The organism is Rummeliibacillus sp. JY-2-4R (genome assembly GCF_053847205.1).
In genome coordinates this window covers 3032462-3055065 of sequence record NZ_CM132623.1, presented here as the reverse complement: position 1 = coordinate 3055065, position 22604 = coordinate 3032462, and the positions used below count along the sequence as shown (strand labels likewise).

21 protein-coding genes and 1 other annotated feature are annotated in these 22604 nt (G+C 32.8%); of the genes, 17 read left to right on the top strand and 4 right to left on the bottom strand.

Features of this window, described 5'->3' with window-relative positions; genetic code table 11:
• Positions 1-386: 386 nt before the first annotated feature.
• From ACWV26_RS14880 to ACWV26_RS14865, 4 genes are all read left to right on the top strand, one after another.
• Positions 387-1154: a 3-hydroxyacyl-CoA dehydrogenase family protein gene (locus ACWV26_RS14880; protein ID WP_455895510.1), complete on the top strand. Its 768-nt coding sequence runs from the start codon at positions 387-389 to the stop codon at positions 1152-1154.
• A 7-nt stretch (positions 1155-1161) separates the two neighbouring features.
• On the top strand, positions 1162-1326 hold the full coding sequence (locus ACWV26_RS14875; RefSeq protein WP_455895509.1) for a hypothetical protein: 165 nt from the start codon (positions 1162-1164) through the stop codon (positions 1324-1326).
• A gap of 90 nt (positions 1327-1416) precedes the next feature.
• Positions 1417-1628: a binding site (T-box leader), on the top strand.
• 92 nt (positions 1629-1720) lie between these two features.
• A complete protein-coding gene (leuS, locus tag ACWV26_RS14870; protein WP_455895508.1) occupies positions 1721-4138 on the top strand; it encodes a leucine--tRNA ligase in 2418 nt (805 codons plus the stop codon).
• 406 nt (positions 4139-4544) lie between these two features.
• Positions 4545-5183 carry an alpha/beta family hydrolase gene (locus ACWV26_RS14865; protein WP_455895507.1) on the top strand — a complete coding sequence of 213 codons (639 nt, stop codon included), beginning with the start codon at positions 4545-4547 and terminating at the stop codon, positions 5181-5183.
• Between the two features lie 151 nt (positions 5184-5334).
• Here ACWV26_RS14865 and ACWV26_RS14860 read toward each other — a convergent pair whose 3' ends face one another.
• From ACWV26_RS14860 to ACWV26_RS14850, 3 genes are read right to left on the bottom strand one after another with little or no spacing between them, the layout of a single operon-like run.
• A complete protein-coding gene (locus ACWV26_RS14860) occupies positions 5335-5808 on the bottom strand; it encodes a hypothetical protein (protein ID WP_455895506.1) in 474 nt (157 codons plus the stop codon).
• A complete protein-coding gene (locus ACWV26_RS14855; RefSeq protein WP_455895505.1) occupies positions 5774-7915 on the bottom strand; it encodes a site-specific integrase in 2142 nt (713 codons plus the stop codon). Before ACWV26_RS14855 ends, ACWV26_RS14860 begins: the two co-directional genes overlap by 35 nt.
• A 2-nt stretch (positions 7916-7917) precedes the next feature.
• Positions 7918-9258: a tyrosine-type recombinase/integrase gene (locus ACWV26_RS14850; protein WP_455895504.1), complete on the bottom strand. Its 1341-nt coding sequence runs from the start codon at positions 9256-9258 to the stop codon at positions 7918-7920.
• 586 nt (positions 9259-9844) lie between these two features.
• Between ACWV26_RS14850 and ACWV26_RS14845 the strand changes: the two genes are divergently transcribed.
• The gene (locus tag ACWV26_RS14845) at positions 9845-10846 is read left to right on the top strand and encodes an immunoglobulin-like domain-containing protein (protein ID WP_455895503.1); all 1002 of its coding nucleotides are present in this window, start codon (positions 9845-9847) and stop codon (positions 10844-10846) included.
• Positions 10847-10901: 55 nt separating this feature from the next.
• On the opposite strand, the gene ACWV26_RS14840 is transcribed toward ACWV26_RS14845, so the two are convergent.
• Positions 10902-11201 carry a hypothetical protein gene (locus tag ACWV26_RS14840; RefSeq protein ID WP_455895502.1) on the bottom strand — a complete coding sequence of 100 codons (300 nt, stop codon included), beginning with the start codon at positions 11199-11201 and terminating at the stop codon, positions 10902-10904.
• Between the two features lie 159 nt (positions 11202-11360).
• Here ACWV26_RS14840 and ACWV26_RS14835 point away from each other — a divergent pair, with 159 nt between their 5' ends.
• The 12 genes from ACWV26_RS14835 (at position 11361) to dmpG (ending at position 22534) form a co-directional block, all read left to right on the top strand.
• Positions 11361-11990 (top strand): Bax inhibitor-1/YccA family protein, encoded by a 630-nt coding sequence (locus ACWV26_RS14835; RefSeq protein ID WP_455895501.1) that lies wholly within the window; start codon positions 11361-11363, stop codon positions 11988-11990.
• Between the two features lie 318 nt (positions 11991-12308).
• Positions 12309-13004: a response regulator transcription factor gene (locus ACWV26_RS14830; protein ID WP_455895500.1), complete on the top strand. Its 696-nt coding sequence runs from the start codon at positions 12309-12311 to the stop codon at positions 13002-13004.
• A gap of 3 nt (positions 13005-13007) precedes the next feature.
• Positions 13008-14384: a sensor histidine kinase gene (locus ACWV26_RS14825; RefSeq protein ID WP_455895499.1), complete on the top strand. Its 1377-nt coding sequence runs from the start codon at positions 13008-13010 to the stop codon at positions 14382-14384.
• Positions 14385-14414: 30 nt separating this feature from the next.
• A complete protein-coding gene (locus ACWV26_RS14820; RefSeq protein WP_455895498.1) occupies positions 14415-15116 on the top strand; it encodes a polysaccharide deacetylase family protein in 702 nt (233 codons plus the stop codon).
• Between the two features lie 8 nt (positions 15117-15124).
• The gene (locus ACWV26_RS14815; protein WP_455895497.1) at positions 15125-15709 is read left to right on the top strand and encodes a DedA family protein; all 585 of its coding nucleotides are present in this window, start codon (positions 15125-15127) and stop codon (positions 15707-15709) included.
• Between the two features lie 384 nt (positions 15710-16093).
• Complete coding sequence (locus ACWV26_RS14810; RefSeq protein ID WP_455895496.1) at positions 16094-17272, top strand: MGDG synthase family glycosyltransferase; 1179 nt, start codon at positions 16094-16096, stop codon at positions 17270-17272.
• Between the two features lie 10 nt (positions 17273-17282).
• Entirely contained in the window at positions 17283-17918 is a 636-nt protein-coding gene (locus tag ACWV26_RS14805) for a DedA family protein (RefSeq protein ID WP_455895495.1), read from the top strand.
• A gap of 31 nt (positions 17919-17949) precedes the next feature.
• Positions 17950-18507: a hypothetical protein gene (locus ACWV26_RS14800; RefSeq protein WP_455895494.1), complete on the top strand. Its 558-nt coding sequence runs from the start codon at positions 17950-17952 to the stop codon at positions 18505-18507.
• A gap of 78 nt (positions 18508-18585) precedes the next feature.
• On the top strand, positions 18586-19053 hold the full coding sequence (locus tag ACWV26_RS14795) for a DUF2231 domain-containing protein (protein WP_455895493.1): 468 nt from the start codon (positions 18586-18588) through the stop codon (positions 19051-19053).
• Positions 19054-19595: 542 nt separating this feature from the next.
• Positions 19596-20549, top strand: coding sequence for a 3,4-dihydroxyphenylacetate 2,3-dioxygenase (gene hpaD, locus ACWV26_RS14790; RefSeq protein ID WP_455895492.1), 954 nt, complete (start codon positions 19596-19598; stop codon positions 20547-20549).
• 75 nt (positions 20550-20624) lie between these two features.
• Positions 20625-21500, top strand: coding sequence for an acetaldehyde dehydrogenase (acetylating) (locus ACWV26_RS14785; protein ID WP_455895491.1), 876 nt, complete (start codon positions 20625-20627; stop codon positions 21498-21500).
• A 17-nt stretch (positions 21501-21517) separates the two neighbouring features.
• Positions 21518-22534 (top strand): 4-hydroxy-2-oxovalerate aldolase, encoded by a 1017-nt coding sequence (gene dmpG / locus ACWV26_RS14780; RefSeq protein WP_455895490.1) that lies wholly within the window; start codon positions 21518-21520, stop codon positions 22532-22534.
• Positions 22535-22604: the final 70 nt, after the last annotated feature.

The following is a 22604-nucleotide window of genomic DNA, read 5'->3' as shown; positions in this document are numbered from 1 at the left end:
GTAGATATTAAATAGTTTCAATTTCAATTTACAAGATATGAAAAAAGAACAATGTATGGGGGAATTTAATACACTTTATGATTTAGATAGTTTTTGTGTAGCAGTTTAATTTGTCCTGTAAAATAAAAGGAAAATCCTAAATAAGCAAGAAGGAAAAAATACTTTAATAAAACTTTTGACTGAAAATTTTAATGGAGATTAGTATTCCACTTCAAGACATTAATGATTAGTATTTATTAGTTATTCAGTCCCTAAGAGATAGAGGGTCGAGTCTTATAGCTCAACAGCAGAAGTATTTATGAAAACTGACTCAAAAGAGAAAATTCTTGTTTAACTAAGAAAATATAGAATTTTTTATGTTAATATATTAATAGGAGGGGATACATATGGAGAAAATATCAATCATCGGGTGCGGAACAATGGGGCATTCAATCGCCATATCTATTGCTTGGGCAGGCTCTAACGTTAATATATATGGAATCAATGATACAGATGTCGAAAAAGCAAATAAGTCATTGGCTTTTAAACTGAATGTTATGGTAGAAAATGAAGTTTTCACAAAAGAGTTAGCAGAATCTATTAAAAAGAAAATTATCTTTTTTACTTCATTAGAAGAAACTGTTGCAGATTCAACATTTATTATAGAAGCAATTCCAGAAATTTTAGAATTAAAACAAGATATGTATAAGCAATTAGAAGCATTGGTTGATGAAAATGTGGTAATTGCTAGCAATACATCTGGACTCCAACCTAGCTTATTATCAGAAAAAATGGACCATAAAGAACGCTTTTTAATTACGCATTTTTGGAATCCTGCGCATCTTATCCCATTAGTAGAAGTAGTGAAAACATCATTTACAAATGAGGATGTAGTAGAAAGAACAATGCAATTATTAATAGAAATAAATAAAAAGCCAATCAAGCTTAATCGTGAAATTCCAGGATTTATAGGCAATCGTTTGCAATTCGCATTATATAGAGAAGCACAAAGTTTATATGAAGCAGGGGTAGCATCTAAAGAAGATATAGATGCAGCAGTTACATATAGTATTGGTAGAAGATTACCAGCTAGCGGACCATTATTGTCTGCAGATATGACTGGATTAGAATGTTGTACAATCGATTTCGAATTACTTATTCGAAGATTTAAGTAATGTTCAAATGCCAGGAGACACATTATCTCGATTAGTTGAAGCAGGGAAATATGGAGACAAGAATGGGAAAGGGTATTATTCTTGGGATGAAGAATTTTCTACGCAAAAGAATTTTGAGCGTGAACAATTACTCATTCAATTCCTAAAAGACGACATGAAGACTGGTAAATAAAGATATTCCTGATTATTTTAGCAACAATTCCACAATTATGCTAAATCTCTTGTCAATTTACGTAACTTCGATTAGAATTAGACACAATATGATATGACTGTGAATGGGATTAGTAGGTTTATCTAGATTTTGTAGAGAGCTAACGTTTGGTGAAAGTTGGTAAATCAGTGAATTGAACTCGCCCGGGAGTCACATTGGTGAAATTATATGATAGCCAAAGTCGTTTTCCGCGTTAAGGAATCAAGTTGAGTGCTGACACTAATTTGGGTGGTACCGCGGGAATTTATACTCTCGTCCCTTTTTTAGGGGCGGGATTTTTTTATTTTTCTAAGAACCTCTCATATTGGCAGCAAACAAAATGGGTATCATTGAACACTTTAAGGAGGGGAATCTTTTGAATTTCAATCATCAAGAAATCGAAAAAAAGTGGCAAGCTTATTGGGCTAATCACAAAACATTTAAAACAGAAAATGACACAACAAAGCCTAAATTTTATGCATTGGATATGTTCCCATATCCATCAGGTGCTGGTCTTCACGTAGGTCACCCTGAAGGCTATACTGCAACGGATATTTTATCTCGTTTCAAACGTATGCAAGGATACAATGTATTGCATCCGATGGGCTGGGATGCTTTTGGTCTTCCTGCAGAACAATACGCACTAGACACTGGGAATGATCCAGCAGAATTCACTCTAAAAAACATCGGTACATTTAAACGTCAAATCCAAGAACTAGGATTTAGCTATGATTGGGATCGTGAAATTAATACAACAGATCCTGAATACTACAAATGGACTCAATGGATCTTCATCCAACTTTATAAAAAGGGCTTAGCTTATATCGATGAAGTAGCTGTTAACTGGTGCCCGGCATTAGGAACAGTTCTAGCAAACGAAGAAGTAATTGATGGTAAATCAGAACGTGGGGGTCACCCAGTTGAACGCCGCCCAATGAAACAATGGATGCTTAAAATTACTGCCTATGCTGATCGTTTACTAGATGACTTAGATGAAGTAGATTGGCCAGAAAATATTAAAGATATGCAACGTCACTGGATTGGCCGTTCAGAAGGAGCAGAAGTTGATTTTACTATCAAAGATACAGATAAACACTTCCGCGTATTCACAACTCGTCCAGATACTTTGTTTGGTGCTACCTATACAGTACTTGCGCCAGAGCATGATTTAGTAAAAGAAATTACTACTGAAGGACAACGCCAAGCTGTCGAAGAGTACCTAGATCAAGTAAAAGTAAAATCAGACCTAGAACGTACAGATCTAGCGAAAGAAAAAACAGGTGTCTTCACAGGTGCTTATGCTGTGAACCCTATTAATGGTAGAGAAATTCCTATTTGGATTGCAGACTATGTACTAGCAAGCTATGGTACTGGTGCGATTATGGCTGTACCTGCTCATGATGAACGTGACTTTGAATTTGCAAAACAATTTAATTTACCAATCATCCCAGTACTAGAAGGTGGAGATGTATCTAAAGAAGCTTTCACTGAAGATGGTCCACATATCAACTCTGATTTCTTAAATGGTCTTGATAAAGCAGAAGGTATTAAAAAAGCGATCGCATGGCTTGAAGAAAATAAAGTTGGTGAAAAGAAAGTATCTTACCGATTACGTGACTGGTTGTTCTCTCGTCAACGTTATTGGGGGGAACCAATTCCAGTAATTCACTGGGAAGATGGATCAATCACTACAGTTCCTGAAGAAGAATTGCCATTAGTTTTACCTAAAACAAGTGACATTCGTCCAAGTGGAACTGGTGAATCACCACTTGCAAATATTGAAGAGTGGGTAAATGTAGTAGATCCTGAAACAGGTAAAAAAGGTCGTCGCGAAACAAATACAATGCCACAATGGGCTGGTTCAAGCTGGTACTTCTTACGTTATATTGATCCTCACAACAAAGAAGCTATTGCAGATCCAGAATTATTAAAACGTTGGCTTCCAGTAGATATTTATATCGGTGGTCAAGAGCATGCAGTACTTCACTTGCTATATGCACGTTTCTGGCATAAAGTACTTTACGATTTGGGTGTAGTACCAACGAAAGAACCATTCCAAAAACTGTTTAACCAAGGCATGATCCTAGGTGAAGGTAACGAAAAAATGTCTAAATCTAAAGGCAACGTCGTAAATCCAGATGATATCGTTGCAAGTCATGGTGCAGATACACTTCGTCTATACGAAATGTTCATGGGGCCATTAGAAGCTTCAATTCCATGGTCAACAAATGGCTTAGATGGAGCACGCCGTTTCTTAGACCGTATCTGGCGTCTATTTATTAATGAAGAAACTGATACGCTTTCTGACAAAATCCAAGCTTCAAATGATACAACTTTAGAAAAGGTTTATCATCAAACAGTACAAAAAGTAACGGATAACAACGAACATATTCGCTTTAATACATCTATTTCTCAAATGATGGTCTTCATCAACGAATGTTACAAAGCAGATGTAGTGCCAACAGGATATGCAGAAGGATTCGTAAAAATGTTAGCACCAATCGCTCCTCATATCGCTGAAGAACTTTGGGGAAAACTTGGCCATACTGAAACAATCACTTATGAACAATGGCCATCATTTGATCCAGAAAAACTAGTGGATGACGAAATTGAAGTCGTTGTTCAAGTCAATGGTAAAGTACGTGCAAAACTAATGGTCTCAAAAGATGCGTCACGCGAAGACCTAGAAGCAGCTGCACTAGCAGATCAACATGTAAAAGAAATGATTGAAGGCAAAGACATTAAAAAAGTCATCGCAGTACCAGGCAAATTAGTTAACATCGTAGCAAAATAATTGATAGGTATATACCCTATTACGAAACAATCTAAGCCTAAAAACCGAAAACCACGCGCTCACTTTTAAAAAGAGTGGGACGTGGTTTTTTAGTATACGAAAATCACACAAAAAAGCAGCTCAAAGTTTTTTATTAAAAGTCAAGATTTTAAGTAATACACTTAATGCATCAGTATTCTTTATACAATGTGTAACATTATAATAAGTTATTTTAAAGCTTAACTAATTTTTGTATTAGTTAAGCTTTTATTTGTGTTTAAAGATATAACTTATGTTCAACAATCGGGACATATTGTTGAATAACATTCTTCTATGAAAGGTTACTCAAACGATACTTGATGAACATTATAAAGAAGGATATAAAATAGATTTGTCGAAAGAGTTATGTTATTAGGAGGGGAATTCAATGAAAGTTACCGATAAGGAAACACAGAAAAAAATTAGATATACATATATTGAAAATGATTCTAACACGGTATGTTTTATGTTATCAGGTTCAAATTATTTATACGACAAACCTCTAATGTACTATTCGAAAATGGAAATGCTTCAGAATAACTTTGATGTTGTTCAAGTTCATTATTCTTATGAACCAACAATTTTTGAAAAAGAAATAGACTATCTTAGTAATTTAATAATCGAAGATGTTGATTCTGTGGTTGAAGAAGTCCTTGCTACAAAGAAATATAAGGAAATTATTTTCTTAGGAAAATCTTTAGGAACAATACCAATTAGTTTTAAATATGCAAATAATGTTACTTCAAAAAAGACTAAATTCGTATTGCTTACCCCTTTACTAAAGCTTGAAGGTTTATATAAAAATATAATGCGAAGCTCGAATGATATTTTAATGGTAATTGGTACAAATGATGGTCATTATGAAACTAATAAAATTAAAGAAATTCAAGTGAAGCCTAATTTAAATTTAATTGAAATAGACGGTGCTAATCATTCATTAGATGTTGAACCAATCAACACAACTCAGTCCTTAAAAGCTATGATAAAAGTAAATGAGGCACTACATCACTTTATTACCAACAAATAAAAAAATGCACGTTACGTATAAGGTTCTTCAACAATCGGGCGCAATTGTTGAAGAAGCGTCTCTTTTCTTATTCAACAAAAGGGTGAATGAGAAAGTAAGGTAGCCTTGTTAAAAATATTTTAACAAGGCAATTTTGTATCTCATTAATTATCTATTTAAACTGCTCAAAATGATTAGCAACCCAACGCCTTTGATTCTCTGCTATATATTGCTCCATAGCTATCAGCTCGTTCACTAATTCTTCCTTTGAGAGCTTCATGTACTTCTTTTTAACAACATCTATATTACGTTTAGAGGAAATCTTTCTTAAAATTGATTCATCAAATTTAGGAGGCGTTTTGAGCTTTTTACGAACCCTATTTACTTTATATGTTTTGCTATGCTTTTTGTAATAAGTATACAATTCATCATTACTCTTTATTGTATTGGGATGAATCCCTTTACCTTGAGTGTCGAACTGTTTCGAATGCTGACTTATATTATGGTAGGTTACAGGGATACCTTGTTCGACGAGATATTCAATTGTGTCAATCCCTATGGAAACAGAACGCTCTTTACGCTGTTGATGCACTTTATCGAGCCATTGTCGCTTATCTGAATGGATTGTGTTGGATGGTTGGTTCATAGTGACGTTCCTCTCTATATTTCTTGATTAAATCAATTTCTTTCAATTCAATCTTTGCTTGTTTTGCCATTTCTTTGGCTTTCCGTACTTCAACTTCTAATCCTAACTCTTTAAAACGCTTCTCCATGTCTTTCGATAATTGAATAACTTCCAACAGTTCATCTTCTTGGTCTGGTTCAGGCACTTTTGCTTTACAACCTAAACATTGCATTTTCGTTGGACATACATAATCTGTTACACAAGTCCCACCTAATACTTTATTAAATACACCGACCTTTTCTGTATAATCGTCTAATTCTTTTTTTAGTTCTTGTGGACTTCTTAAATACGCATCATCAATATCAACATAACTTGAAATCACATCATGCAATTCACTAACCGACTCCGAAATTTGTGAAGGTGTTGGAGCTGAATAATAACCTGTTACGTTCAAATCCTTTTGATGCAACATTTTTGCAACAATATCAATCGGCATTTTTTGTCGTTGAACAGCTTCTGTTGCGAACGCATGACGTAAAAGGTGTGTCTTAATAGTTACAGCTTTCCCACTCTGTGTTTCAAAGACTAAACCATGAAGGAGAAAACGAATAGAACTGTAAATTGCATCTGTTTTCAATGCTTTCCCTTCATATTGAAAATAATAAGGTAAAGGTTGTGTGAATATGTGTTTTCTATCTCCTCTATATTGAACACTTGGAATTTTATCATCATTATAGTGTTCTCTTAGCATCCTTGATAAAGTCTGAATGTGTTCCATTGTTTGCTTGCTTACATAATATTCTTCTAATAAATCTCTACCTTTAGGAATGGCTTTGAATGAAAAATGTAGCTTGTTGTTAACTTTTTTCACTTCAATACATTCTTTTGTATTATTGATTTGAAGCAACTCATTAATTCTTGCCCCAGTTGTAGTTAAAATATCGATAGCTAATAAACCAAATGTACATGCTACATAAAATGGTTCTATATCTATTAATAAACCTTTAGCTTTGTCTTTGTGTAAAGACACAAATATGGAAGGCGTTAAAAGTCCTTTATGATATGAAGCAAATGGTATTGGTTTTTGCTGGTTTTCAGATTCATATCCCCATATTTTTAAAAAATCTAAGATGTTCTCATGTTCTTCAATAGGTCTATTCTGAGACCAAGCACCAATAACATTTTGCTCAATTAATTCATTAAACCAAAGACCATTTGCTGTTGATTCATTCTCTATTGATACTGCATGAATAAATTCAAGGAAATAAGTATTATTCTCATCCGAATAAGTTACTTTTCTTTGAGTAGCTTGTTTAATAATAGTATCGGAAAACTCAATTTGGTGATTTAACACAAAAGAAGGTTTATCCCATAAACGGAAATGAAATCGTTCCCCAACACGTTCAGGTTCGTCATAATAAAATTCTATCGGAAGGGATAATACTTCATTTTCAACTTTTTGAATTTGTTGATGAAAGGCATCCCGTAACCTTTTCATTTGATTCCATCTAAAGTTAGCTTCTGCACGTATCGTAGGAAGATGAGGAACAATGGCATCAGTTTCATCTTTACGAGTAGTTTGAGCCTCTTCGCTTGCTAATTTACGGAATGAAAAATCTCTTGAATCAAAAGATATATTTTGAAGTAAATATTGTCTAAAATACATTTGTTTTTCAACAGAAATATTACTCCTTATCCATTTATTCGTATGATTTAAAGATGTTCTATAATATCTAAATAAATCGTTTTTCATATTGTTAGTCGAATCATGAAGAACTTCCCCTTTTAAATATTTATACATATGAACATTTGCATTGAAATCAGCCATTGTTGAAAGTTTAAAGGCATTAAATATATCTTTGAATCTCAAGTGTAATACGCGTATAGGGTTATAGATACTTACGAAATCATTATTTCTATCTGTTTCAATAAGTGCTACTAATAATATATGATTTCTCCAGTCGTACTCTAAACAATTATTATTGAGATATTTCATAGTCCGTTCATCAATTTTATCAATTAAAAATTCACCTCTTCCATTTTGTAGACACATTAATTCTGTATCCATTTTTTCTTGCCAGACCTTATACCATTCTGTTGATGGTAATTGTTGTATCGTTTCATTCAAGCCTATTCCAACCCTTCTAATAACTCTTGTAAATCTGTATCTAATATTTCAGAATCAATTGTTTCTATGACTTTTAACTTTGGTTTTATTTTCTTCGAGGATTTAAGTTGTTTATTGTATTCTTTTTCTCTTAGTTCCATTTGCTTAAGCATTTGTTCGTGTGCTTCCCGATGTTTAACTTCATCAAAATGATGTTCATAAACAGTTATTGTTTTGGGATTTTTCCATTTTATATAATTAATTAATTCATTTTTTCGTTGATGAATTTCAGCTTCATTTTCTGATATGTTATAAATCACTCGCAATCGTGACGTTACAAACCAATGTCTTGATTTATGTGGATTTAAACTTAGTTCATTAGCTTTCATTGCCCGGCTCCAATGATAATACCAAGCAGGATAATTAAAAGAAGTACCTTTTTCTGTTAGAAAAATAGATGCATCATCTGATAATGAATTAAAATTTAAATGGTCTTTATCAAATTTTTTACGTTCAGATTCTATATAGTGAAACAAGAGTTTAACTGTTTCTTTGCTAAAGCGTAGAAACTTTATCTTCTTGCCATGGCTCCCTTTGTTAAACGTAATTACTTCTTGATGACTTTTACGCTGTCTATAATCCCCAACAGTTAGTTCAATAATTTCTGTTGCCCTTGCTCCAGTTTCAAATAGCATTCGTGCAATAACCATATCTCGTTGTGACCAATTAACTTTTTTACCTGCTTGATATACTTGATACGGTAAATCATCATCATCAATTATTTGAGGCTGCCATTCTTCATTAATAATTTTAAAATAAGAATCTGTTAATCTGCGATGAACGATAGGTTGTTCAGTTCCAGCAATGGAAGGCATTCTTGGCTTATCTTCTCGAACTCCCTTTAGTTCTTCTTTATACTGATGCAAGATAGCTTGACCATCAATTAATGGATTGTTATAGAGGTATTGTTTTAAACGAATCATAGATTTATAAAATGATTTTAATGCTGATAAGAAACGGCTAATTGTGTTAGGACTTTTATTTGTTAATTTCACAATACGAAATGAATCTTTATCACGAATCTTACAGTTCGATTCATGAATCAAATAATCCTCCACAGCTACACGTATTTTCTCTACTGAATCATTCCATTGCACTTGTTTCCCTTGAAAATTGCTCTCTTCCTCTAACCACTTAAAAAAGGGAAGTAAACACTTTAAATAGGATGTTGCAGAACTCTTATCAATTCTCCCTAAACAATCATGGTAGTAATCCGTTAAAGGTAAAAAAGGCTGATTTCCTTTGAACACAAGTAACTGATATTTACTTTCGATATGTTTCGGGCAATATTCATACCAATACATTTATTTGCACCTCACAGAATAGAACGTCAACTTTAACCTTTTCCCAGTTTATTGTAAATTATTCAACCATTTATTAAGCAATAGAAATGAAAGCAAAAAAATGTACATCACTAAATTGAATTTAGTAATGTACATTTTTATAATATGTGCAACATTATAAACAAGTTATGATGTAATGAACAATTAAGTACATTTACTTGTCTTTAATATTACAGAGTAGAGCTGCTTTTTTCTTTTATGCCTTTTCTTTTGAATACGGGGGTAACTTTAACAATGGAAAAAGCAATAGCAAATAATTAGTGATTTTTATTCAACCGGACTTCTTCAATAAAGGTTGTAGGCATTGAAATAGAAGTCAGAGCTGATACTAGATTTTAAAAAATCGCTTTGAAAAATAATTCAAGGTTTTTGTTAGGTACAACATAAATATATTGCTAAATATGATTCATGGCTAATACCAATTTTATTATAGAAAGTCAAATCAAATAGTTATAGATAGAAATAACTAAGTAAAAGAGAATAAAAAAGAGGTAATATTTCAATAAAAGGAGAAATATGGTATTACGAAGAAAATTGGAGGGATTATGTGAAAAGCAAGCTATTCTTATTCGTATTTTTAACTCTGTTATTTGTACTGCCAACACATTCATTTGCAGAAGAAAACAATTCAAATTCTGCTAATAATGAATTGCCAGCAACAACATCCTATGTATTGGAATTGCCAACAAATTTAAAAACATTAGAAGTGAAAAAGAAAGTAAACTTATCGCTTATCAAAAATTATACTGATGGCAAAAAGGAAACAATTATTTCAAACGTAAACTGGGCCATTACAGATGAATCGTATGCAACAATTAATGGTAATCAATTAACAACAAAAAAGTTGGGAACCATAAAACTTACTGCTGTATATGAAGGAGATACCAAATCTTTTTCCATTAAAATAGTCGATAAAACAAAACCAAAATTAACTGGTGTCTCCAATAAAACAATCAATCTGAATAGTAAATTTAGTGCCAAAACAGGAATTAATGCAGTTGACAATTATGATGGAAATATTACAAAAAAAGTCATAGTAAAAGGAACTGTAAATATTAAAAAAACAGGTAAATACACAATAACTTATACAGTTTCTGATTCCTCTGGAAATAAAACTGTAATGAAAAGAATCATTACAGTAAAAAAACCTTTGAAGAGTAATTTTAGATGCTACAAAGATAAGAAAATGGAATACTGTATTCACAAAAATCTAGGTGATTCTAAAAGAAAACAACTTTATAAAGATACCATCATATTAATTCCCGCTATGAATGGAGATTATAAAGGTATGGGGATGGAAGCTTATACAGGAAATTTAACAGTTAAAAAGGTGACAATTGTATCAAAAGGTAAAAAACTTACGCTTCAATTAACAAATGGAGCAATATGGCTCAACGCTTCACAAATAAAATATTTTAAAGAAAATGTATCAACAAAATATAAAGCAAAAGTGCAATTTACTACTTCCCAAAAAACGGTCACAAAATATCTATCCAAGAAAGAAATTAGTGCATTAAGTGATGCTGTTAATTTGTTTAATGAATGGTAAAAGCACAAAACGCCTCTTCTAATCTTTCTAATAGAAGTGGCGTTTTTAGATTATATTATCTATTCGAACCCTTTATCATTCCGACAATTAAATCTATCAAATACGCAAGTACAAGTACTGAATGGATTGCCCAACCAAGGAAAGGAACCCATGTTAGTAGAGTCAGTACGATTGCAAAAATTGGTACAATTTTTGAATGACCTGTAATAAATCGCAATACCAGAACAATAATATGAATGACAAGCGCAACGGTTAATGCCGTATAACCAGAGCCAATCACAACAGTACCGCCGAGAATTGGTATTGCAAGAAATAGTTCATATAGTAACGCGATCATTGTTGGTAAAAAAAACATCTGCAAGACCTCCTTAAAATGTTGGTTAATGTATTTACGAATAAAGTAAAAAGTTAGTTTCAAAAAAGAAAACATTTCCACTAAATCTTTTTGAAACTTTCTGTGACTTAAATCGTATATAATTTAAAAAGAATTAATTGAGAAGAGGTTATATATTAAATGGAATCACAATTTCCAAAAGTTCTTCGGTTTTTTACCCTTTTATGGGCGATCACGGCAGTTGGGCTATTTGCGGGAGTATTTGTTCCACCATCCCTTGTTTTGCCTATTAGTATTGCAACAGTTGTCTTACTGATCATTGTTATGTTCAGCCGTGCAGCACGAAAAGCAAGCAAATTGATATCAATCGTATTTGCTTTTTTAACAGGTATAACACTATATAGTTTATTAAACTTTTATATAGGAGCTCTTGGCGGAAATCTTGTCCTTGTCATATTTGGTACAACGGCAGCTATATTTATTGTTGCCGGACTGATTGGATACAATACAAAACGTAATTTTGCAAACTTTGGTAAATTTTTATTCATCGTATTAATTGGTGTAGTTATATTCTCAATCATCGCTATATTTGTTAGCTTTAGTAATATCGTTATGGTGATTGCTAGTGCAATTGGTGTACTCTTATTCGTCGGCTATACGTTGTATGATATAAATCAAATTGCACGTAACTACATTAGCGATGAAGAAGTGCCGCTTGTTGCATTGAATTTATATTTAGACTTCATTAACCTATTTACAGAACTACTAAAACTCGTATACTTTTTAAAAAATATCTTTGATGAAGATTAATCTTTAAGAAATAGTGAAAGCTGATTAAAAAGCTTTCGCTATTTTTTTTGTAATTAGACCTTAAATCCAATTAGGAAAAATACACTTACCTTCCAGATAGCATTTTAATCTCTAGAAAGGTCCATAATGTTGTCTTAAAGTTTAATTAAAAAAAGAAATAATTTGAATAATCATGGTAAATTAAAACTGGAATATTTTTCGAAAAACCACTTTAATTGAAATATTGGAATTCTACAAATTATATTAAGAAAATCACTAGTTGAGCAAAATGATTGCAACTGGGTTTATTTACATGGGTAACAAAAAGGAGTGTTCAATATGGTAAAACGAATTCTAGTCGTAGAAGACGAAGTACAAATCGCTAAAATATTGAAATTAGAACTTGAATATGAAGGGTATGAAGTAGTCGTTGCTCATAATGGTAAATTTGGATTGGATGTAGCGTTAGAGGGCAAAATAGATTTAATTCTTTTAGATATTATGCTACCAGAAATGGATGGCATGGAAGTATTACGAAGAGTACGTAAAGAAAATAAGCTTGTGCCAATTATCCTTTTAACAGCACGTAATATGACAATGGATAAAGTAACAGGATTAGATCTTGGAGCAAATGATTATATTACAAAACCTTTTGAAATGGAAGAATTACTTGCGAGAGTACGTGCAAGTTTTAGACAAAATGAAATTTTATCCGATGCAATCAATCCGGAAGAAAAAGTTTTATCTTTCCGTGATTTAAAAGTAAATACAGAAACAAGAGAAGTAACAAGAGCAAATCAAAAAATCACTTTAACCCCAAAGGAATTTGATTTATTAGTTTATTTGATTTCTCATAAAAATAAAATCGTTACTAGAGAAAATATAATAAAAGAAGTATGGGATTATGATTATGAAGGGGATACCAATGTTATTGATGTGTACATTTGGCATCTACGAAAAAAAGTCGATGATGGTTTTGAGACAACAATCATCCAAACCGTTAGGGGAGTGGGGTATATAGTAAAGGAGAGTTAAATCATGATGAAGATTACAACGAAAGTAAATTTAATCACAACAGCTTGGATTACTTGTGTTCTGGTTGTTGTTAATATAGCTGTTTTTTACTCCTTTATGAATGTCACTGTCAATGTTCAAGAAAAAGTGGTTTTGCAAAAGGCAAGTGATATTCTGGAAGATATTAACCATGGGGATTCAAATGCGGTGATTAAAGAAACACTATCAAAATACTTAACAAATGGGTCCTTTATACGAATTGTAAATAACAAATCAAAAACCATCAATGAAGTTACAAATAATAAACAGTTAGCCAATAAAGTAAAAAGTAAATTTGTTTTCGATACAACATCTAAGCGTTATCTTGTAAGATTGGCAACAGGAGAAGAACAAATTCTTGTTGTTAGAATTCCAATATCTACTAACGGACAAGTAACGGAAACGTTAGAGATTGGCGAAAGAATTGTGGGATTAGAATTGGGTAAGGATGTATTAATGGTTATCCTAATTGTTTGTACGATTTTGGGTGCATTAATCTCGCTTTTAGGTGGAAAATGGTTTGCCAATATTATTATGCGACCTGTATCGAAAATGATCGATACAATGGAAGAGATAGAACAAAGTGGTATTACAAAACGTATGGAAGTTGAAAATCAGCCAAAAGATGAGTTACAGAAAATGGCTGTCACATTTAATCGAATGATTGATCGTTTAGATGCCAATTTAGAAAAACAACAACAATTTATCTCTGATGCATCTCACGAATTAAAAACACCACTTACCGTTATTAAAAGTTATGCAGATTTTTTACGTAGACGCGGTATACAAAATGAGGAAGTAGCTTTAGATGCAATTGATGTTATTTATTCGGAAGCAACGAGAATTCAACAGATGACGGAAAAATTTCTTGATTTAGCGAATGCTGAAACAGAAAATGTTCTAGACAAGAAAACCCTCAATATAATATCATTGAGCCAGAATATTGTGAATCAACTGAATAGAGCTTATAAAAGAGAAATTGACCTTGGATTTAATGAGTCACCTATAATGATTGTTGCAGATGAGTTGAAGATGAAACAGGTCATCATTATACTCTTGGATAATGCAATCAAATACAGCCAAGATAAAGTTGAAATGTATATAGAAAATCGCGAAAATGATACGGTTATTCGAGTGAAAGATCAGGGTATAGGTATACCTGAACACGAAATTAATAATATTTTTGAACGATTTTATCGAGTTGATAAAGCGAGAAGTAGAGAAACAGGCGGTACAGGGCTCGGATTATCTATAGCCAAAAGTATTCTAAAGCAGCACAATGGAGAGATAAAAGTAAAAAGCAAAGAGGGAGTAGGAACTGAGGTAGAACTATATTTGCCAAAAATAGAGCATCAAATCTAAAAAAATGAATTGAAAAGAGCTGTCTTTAACGTGAAACTTATATTAATCCTCATTGTTTTATTACTTATACTATTTGTTTGCTATGGCCCTTTAACTACAGTTATTATACGTACTTTAGAGATAGGTATTTCAAAAAGAATTCCTGCTAAAGGAATGGCTCTAACTTTTGATGATGGGCCAAATGCAAAATATACACCTGAGTTGCTGAACCTTTTAAAAAAATATAATGTGAAAGCTACCTTTTTTGTTGTAGGTAGCCACATTAAAAATAATTCTGATATTATTAAACGTATGGCAGAAGATGGTCATACGATTGGGATTCATCATTATGAACATGTATCTAGTTGGATTATGTCACCATTTCGCGTGAAAAACCAATTAGAAATGACGGACAAGATTATCACTGATCTTACAGGAGAAAAAGTATCCTTCTATAGACCGCCTTGGGGCCATTTTAATCTTTTTACATTAGCTATCAGTAAAAAGTACAAGAAAATCATGTGGGCTAATATATTTGGGGATTGGAAAGTTGAAAAAGCCAAAAATGGATTATTAGATGAGTTGCGAGATTCTATCAAAGATGGTTCTATTTTATTGCTACATGATAATGGAGATACATTAGGAGCTGATGAAGAAGCACCTAAATTTATGATCCGAAATTTAGAGATTTTCCTAGAAGAATGTAAACAACGAAATATTAAGTTTTACACATTAAAAGAATTTATAGAATAGAGAGTGCTATGAGTATAGATGCAATTACACAATATATTGGTTTATATGGTTATATAATTCTGTTTGTTTGTTTATTTTTTGGGATTGTTGGAATACCGGCACCAGAAGAATCCTTATTGTTTTTAACAGGAATCCTAATAAGTCATCATCAACTTTCGATGGGGCCAGCACTAATCTATACAGAATTAGGGGCTTTTATAGGAATGCTTGTTGCCTACACTTGTGGGAGATATATTGGTACACCATTTATCAATAAGTTTGGTAAATACATCGGACTAACCCAAGAAAGATGGAGAAATATAGAAAATAGATATAAGAAAGGTGCTTATAAAACCATTACATTCGGTTTTTATCTACCAGGCATCCGCCAATTAAGTCCTTATTTTGCTGGAATATCTAAAGTTCCATTTATTCGATTTTTTCTATTTTCGCTACTAGGTAGTATGCTCTGGACACTCCCGATTGTTTTAGTAGGCTATTTTACAGCAAATTCAATTAATATTAACCCTAAGTATGTCCCATATGTTGGCGTTGCATTGTTCGCTATATTTATCATCTATGTACTAATCAAGAAATTTACATCAAAAAAATAATTCGATAATTTTCCAATTTAAAAGACGTTCACAGGTAACTAAATTACGTAGTGAACGTCTTTTTATATGTAAACATCTTGCTGATCAATTGATAAGTCAAAGATGTGATGAAAACATGAACATTAGATGAAACATAGCTAAAGGTGCTTAATCTATACAGGAAACGGGAATAAACATATCGAAAATATAAAAATGCAAGAACTGTTATCTGCAATAAAATCCCTAAATTTAGATGTCATAACTATATAGCAACTGAAAATTACATTAAAAATAAATTAAAAGCAAAGTAAATTATTATTTTCATGTTATTGTCTAATTGTTAAGTTAACGAAAAACTAAATGGAAAAATAAAAAGACTTCTAAAGTAAAAAGGAGTTCATAACATTGAAAAAGATTCTATTCTTTCCACTCATGCAGATGCAATCAGGACATCACCAAGTTGCAGATGCAATAATGGATATGCTAAAAATTCGAAACGAAGAATTAATATTAAAAAAAATAGATTTAATGAGTTATTCAAATGAAAAATTAGAAAAAATAATATCTAGCAGCTACTTAAAATGGATTCGTTTTGCGCCAAGTTCTTATAATTTGGTTTACAAAAACCTTTTCAATAGTTCAAAACAAACAAAAAGTAGCTTTTCTAAATTATATCGAGGGTATTTTCTAAAGAAAATGGAACAACTGATCACTGAAGAAAAACCCGATGCGATTGTTTGTACACACGGATTTCCTTCTTATTTATGTAGCATTTTAAAACTAAATGGGATATTTAATGGCCCAATTATTAATGTTTATACTGATTTCTTTATAAATAGTGTATGGGCAAAAGAAGGAATCGACCTTCACCTTGTTCCAAGCCAAGAAGTAAAAGAAAATTTAATAAATGAATATCAAGTCTCTAGTGAAAATATTATTGTGTCAGGAATTCCAGTTCATGAAGAAATTATAAAAACCACTAAAAGAAAAAGACATGCAGATAAACAACAAATCTTAGTTGCAGGCGGAAATAGTGGATTAGGTGGAATTTTAAAATTAGCAGATGATATGAAAAAATCTACACAATATGATTTTTTAGTGCTATGTGGGAATAACAGTGAACTATATGATGAAATTTCTTCATGGGAATTAGAACATATCAAACCATTACCATATATCTCTTCAAGAGAAGAAATGAATGATATTTATGACCAAGTGGATGCAATTATAACGAAACCAGGTGGTGTAACCATTAGTGAAGTTTTGAAAAAAAGACTTCCTATCTTTGTTCATTCTTATCTTCCAGGACAAGAAGAAATAAATATGACTTATTTAAAAAAACATCAACTTGTATTTGAACTAGATCAAGAATCTACATTGGAAAGTCAATTAAACAAAATATTAGATCATACTGCGCAAATGGTACTCTGGGAACAATCTATAAATCTTTATCAACAAGGATTAGAAATTGATACACCAGATCAATTGATGGAAGTAATGAATTGGATGTTAGAAAACAAAACAAACCGTATTCCATTTGTTGCTTCAAAGCCAGCCATCCAATTAACTGTTGCTAGAGTATAGAAGGAAGGATTTGGAGCTTACCTTGGGAGATCTAATTGTCTATTTGAATCATTACGGCTATGTCGTATTATTCGTTGCATTAATGCTCGAACTAATTGCCTTACCCCTACCAGGTGAAGTTCTAATGAGTTATTGTGGTTTTCTTATATTTAATGGTGAGTTAAACCTCTTCCTAAGTATTCTCATAGCTTGGATTGGCACTTCAATGGGGGTAACAATATCCTATATTGTTGGTTCCAAATTAGGTTGGCCATTCTTAGAGAAATATGGGAAGATTTTTCATCTAAAACCAAAATTATTGGTCAAAACCTCTAAATGGTTTAGTAAATATGGAGATAAATTATTAATCATTGCTTATTTCATTCCCGGAGTTCGCCATGTAACTGGATACTTTTCGGGAATAACTAGACTACCTTATAGAACATTTGCATTATACGCATATATTGGTTCACTTTTATGGGTGACTGTATTTGTCTACATGGGTAGGATATTAGGAAAACATTGGGAGTTACTACAAACAATGATGACAAAGTATCTTATAATCGGATGTATTGTAGCTATTGCCATCATAGCGATACTACTTATTTGTAAAAAGTTTAAGGTCCAAATAAAAAATACGATTTATAAGATACTACACCAATTATAAATACAAAGTTGTTCAATAAGGAGCATTCACTATGAATTTAATAAAAGTATTGATAAAAGGTATAGAAATTCCAATTCAACAGGGAAATATACGATTAATCGAATATAAAGATGCGCTATCCAAAGAAGATGAAACGACTGTAGAAGCTGAATTAAACGTACATCCAACTGTTATAAACTTTGTAAATACATTGGATTATAGAAAAGAACAAGTTGTATTAATCTCCGAAAACGGCGATCAATTCACAGGTGAATTTGAAATACACACTGGAAAAGCGGGCATGTTACTTGTCGGTGAACCTAACAAAATAAAGGGAATTGTAAAAATTACAGCAATCCCTTTTGAAAAAAGACCTTTCCAATCAGAAAGAGGTCAAGGAATTGCATTGGTTGAGGAACTAAAAGAAAACCGAAACGTGCTATTTGCTCACTTTTTGGAATCTTTAGTGAAAAAAGATATTAAAGATCAAGAGAACAAACTGTTTGTAAATGAACTCCTTGATAAATTACAAAATGAAGAAAAATTAACTGCCTTTGAACAATATTTAAAATCCGAAATAAATTATATTCTTGATGAGATTTTAGTGTAATTTTCTAATTTCGAATTTCAGGTTCATTTCAGATAGAGGTCGTTTAATAAAAATGAAATAAGAAAGGGAAAATTAAAAATGCCATTACATCCATCAATTGTTCATTTCCCAATTGCGCTCTTAATTCTAGGGGCAGTTATTGAAATCATCAATATAGCAGTAAAAAAAGAAATGTTAAATAAATTGGGTACCTTCTTAATTGTGATCGGAGTTCTATCAGGTTTCGCAGCACTTGCATCAGGTGACGGAGCAGAACATTTTGCATACAATCATTTAGGAAGAGGGATACATAATCAAATTGAAACCCATTCATTCTTTGCAACAATTTCTATGATACTATTCAGTGTCTTAGCAGTCATTAAATTAGTATTTAAACATTCAATGATCAAGTGGAGGCCAAAATTCGTAAAAGATTGGTTCCTTGCAACACTAATCGTCATTCTAAGCATTGCTGGAATCGCATCATTAGCAACAACCGGCCATCTTGGTGGGAAAATTGTATATGAAAATCAGCAAACTACAGCGACTAATACGAATAAGCAATGATGAAACAGTGATTTTATTGTAGGACAAACTGGTTTGAAAAAAGTGAAAGTAAGTGGTGAATTCGTCCATTTACTTTCACTTTTTTTATTTGAAATCTTTTATTAGCTTAAGCAATTTTTTTAAGCTAACAAAAACTGTTTAAAGGGGATATAAATTGCTGTGTACACGGATAAAATTCAAGAAACCGTGGATAAACAAAAATTGATTATGACTTACATACATATTTTAAGGAAAACTAAATTTATTATATTTTGAAAATATAAAAATCCTTATAACAAAATCTCCAATAAAATTGGCTTATTTTTGAGATGAATTTTAAGGATTAAAAGGACAAATTTATACGATTGTTTGTTTTTCAATAAACAGTTTTTGTTTAAAAAACGAAATATTCTGAAATCAGATTGACAGTGTTTTTTCCAATGATTTAGTATGACAGTAACAACTAAAAGTTAACATCCAAATCAAAAGTAAGCGTTTACTTTTACTCTTCGTAAATAGCTTGTTAACTAAAAAGTTTAAACAACACTAAGGAGATGGAAAATATGATATTGCGATTAGGATTTTCAGAGTTATATGTTACAGATCTAGAGAAATCTAGACATTTTTATGTAGATACATTGGGTTTTATTGAAGTAAAACAAGTAGGCAAAAGTTTGTATTTACGTGCAATCGAGGAATTCGATGAGTATTCACTAATTCTTACTGAACATTCATATGCAGCATTAGCGAACTTTGGTTTACGTGTATCAACACCAGAATATTTACTTGAATTAAAGGAATGGCATGACAAACAAGGCATTCCTAACGAATACGTAGAAAATGGTATTCATCCTGGCTTAGGCGCATGCTTAAAAGTAGCTGAGCCAAATGGTCATCCAGTTGTATTTTATCATTCAATGAAACAAATCGAAATGCGTGGAGAAAACGGAAAATTACCACATCCAATGCGTAATTTACACACAATTAAAGGCATTCCACCATTGAAAATTGACCATATGAATTTACGTGTAACTAATGTGGATAAAGCACTAGAATACTGGCAAGCATTGGGCTTCAGCATTTCAGAGTATGTTCAAGACACAAACGAAAAATTTGCTGCATGGACACGCCGTGCAACTACTACTCACGATGTTGCATTAGTAAAAGCACCTCAAGCAGCACTTCATCATGTAGCTTATATTGTAGAAGGTGTTCCTGGTGTAATACGAACTGCAGATTTGCTTGCTGACGCTGGCTATCGTCAATCCATTAACTACGGACCTGGTCGCCATGGTGCAACAAATGCATTCTTCTTATACATTCGCGACCCAGATGGACATCGTATGGAAATCTATGCTCAAGACTATCACCGTGATTTAGATTGTGAGCCTATTGAGTGGACAAAAGAAGAATATACGAATCATGGACGCTTATGGTGGGGTTCTGAATGCCCAGAAAGCTTCTATGAAACAACTCCTTTAAACAAAGAATGGATCAAAGAGAAGGTAGAACACTAGTTGAACAAAAGGTATGAACCAGTAATGGGGATTACCTTCTTTTCATTATTATTGACTAGAAAAGGGGAGAGTCAAATGTCTAAAGTTAAAGTTGCGGTTCTTGGGTCTGGGAATATCGGTACCGACCTGATGATGAAATTACGTCGCTCAAATGTACTGGAGCTAACGACAGTTATTGGTATAGATGAAAATTCAGATGGGCTTCGTCTTGCAAAGGAAAATGGATATGAAGCGATCTATACAGGAATCAACGGATTCTTGGAACGTCCTGAGCTAGCTGATATTATTTTCGATGCAACGAGCGCTTATGCGCATATCGAACATGCAAAACTCTTAAAGGAAGCAGGCAAAAAGGTTCTTGATTTAACACCTGCTGCAGTTGGTCCGGCTGTTATTCCTGCAGTTAATCTAAATGAACATTTACAAGCAGAAAATGTGAATATGGTAACTTGCGGTGGACAAGCGACAATTCCAATGATTCATGCTATTAATCGTGTTCAACATGTTAAATACGGTGAAATCGTAGCAACAATTTCTAGTTGCAGTGCAGGTCCAGGGACTCGTGCAAACATTGATGAATTCACTGAAACTACATCTCGTGCACTTGAAACGGTAGGGGGTGCTGAGGTTGGTAAAGCAATTATCATCCTAAATCCAGCTGAACCACCAATTATGATGCGCGATACAGTTCACTGCTTATTAGATGGCGATGTTGTAGATGAAGATGCCATTGTTAAATCAATTCATGAAATGGAAAAAAGTGTTCAAAAATATGTTCCTGGCTATCATTTAAAACAAGAGCCTATTATCGAAGGTAATCGTGTAACCGTTTTCCTTGAAATTGAAGGTGCTGGTGATTATTTACCAAAATTCTCAGGGAATTTAGATATTATGACTGCAGCGGCTGTTAATGTAGCAGAAGAATGGGCGAAACAATTAGTCAACCAATAAAAAAGGAGGAACGTTCGATGAGTAAAGTCATTTTAACTGAAGTTGCATTACGTGATGGTAGCCATGCCATCAAGCATCAATTTACGGTAGAACAAGTAAAAAATATCGTTAAAGGTTTAGATGAAGCAAATGTTCCATACATTGAAGTAGCTCATGGTGATGGACTTGGTGGTTCATCTTTACAATATGGCTTATCTTTAACAGATGAGATGAAGCTAATTGAAGCGGCTGTTGAAACGGCGAAGCAAGCAAAAATTGCCGTACTTTCTATTCCAGGAATCGGTACACGTAAACATTTAAAAGAGGCTGCTAATCTTGGAGTGAAACTTGCTCGAGTTGCAACCCATGTTACAGAAGCTGATGTCTCCGCTCAGCATTTATCCATTGCAAAAGAACTAGGATTAGAAACAGTAGGCTTTTTAATGATGTCACATATGGCTGATGCTAAGAAAATCGTAGAACAAGCAAAGTTGATGGAATCCTACGGTGCCGATACAGTTTATGTGGTAGATTCTGCTGGAGCATTACTACCAGAACAGGTGGCAAATCGTATTAAAGCACTAAAAGATGCTTTAACTACTGCTGAAGTCGGATTCCATGCACATAATAATTTATCACTTGCAATGGCCAATTCACTTGTAGCAATAGAAAACGGAGCAACTCGCATTGATGGCAGTATTCGATGCCTTGGAGCGGGTGCAGGCAATACACAAACAGAGGTATTAGCGGCAGTTCTTGATAAAAAAGGGATCGAAACAGGGATCGATATATACAAATTAATGGATGTTGCGGAAGAAATTGCCGCACTAATCTTACAAAAGCCACAAGAAATTACTAGAGATAGTTTAGTCTTGGGTTATGCAGGGGTATATTCAAGTTTCTTACTTCATGCGCAAAAAGCTTCGAAACAATTTAATGTAGATGCAAGAGATATTTTAATTAGACTTGGCGAATTAAAGATTGTCGGTGGCCAAGAAGATATGATATTAGATGTAGCAGCAGATTTGCAAAAACAACAACTACAAAATACTTGAATTCAGAAAAGATAGAAAAAAACGTCTATTTTCCTTATACTATAAGGGATAGGCGTTTTTTTCTGTTTAA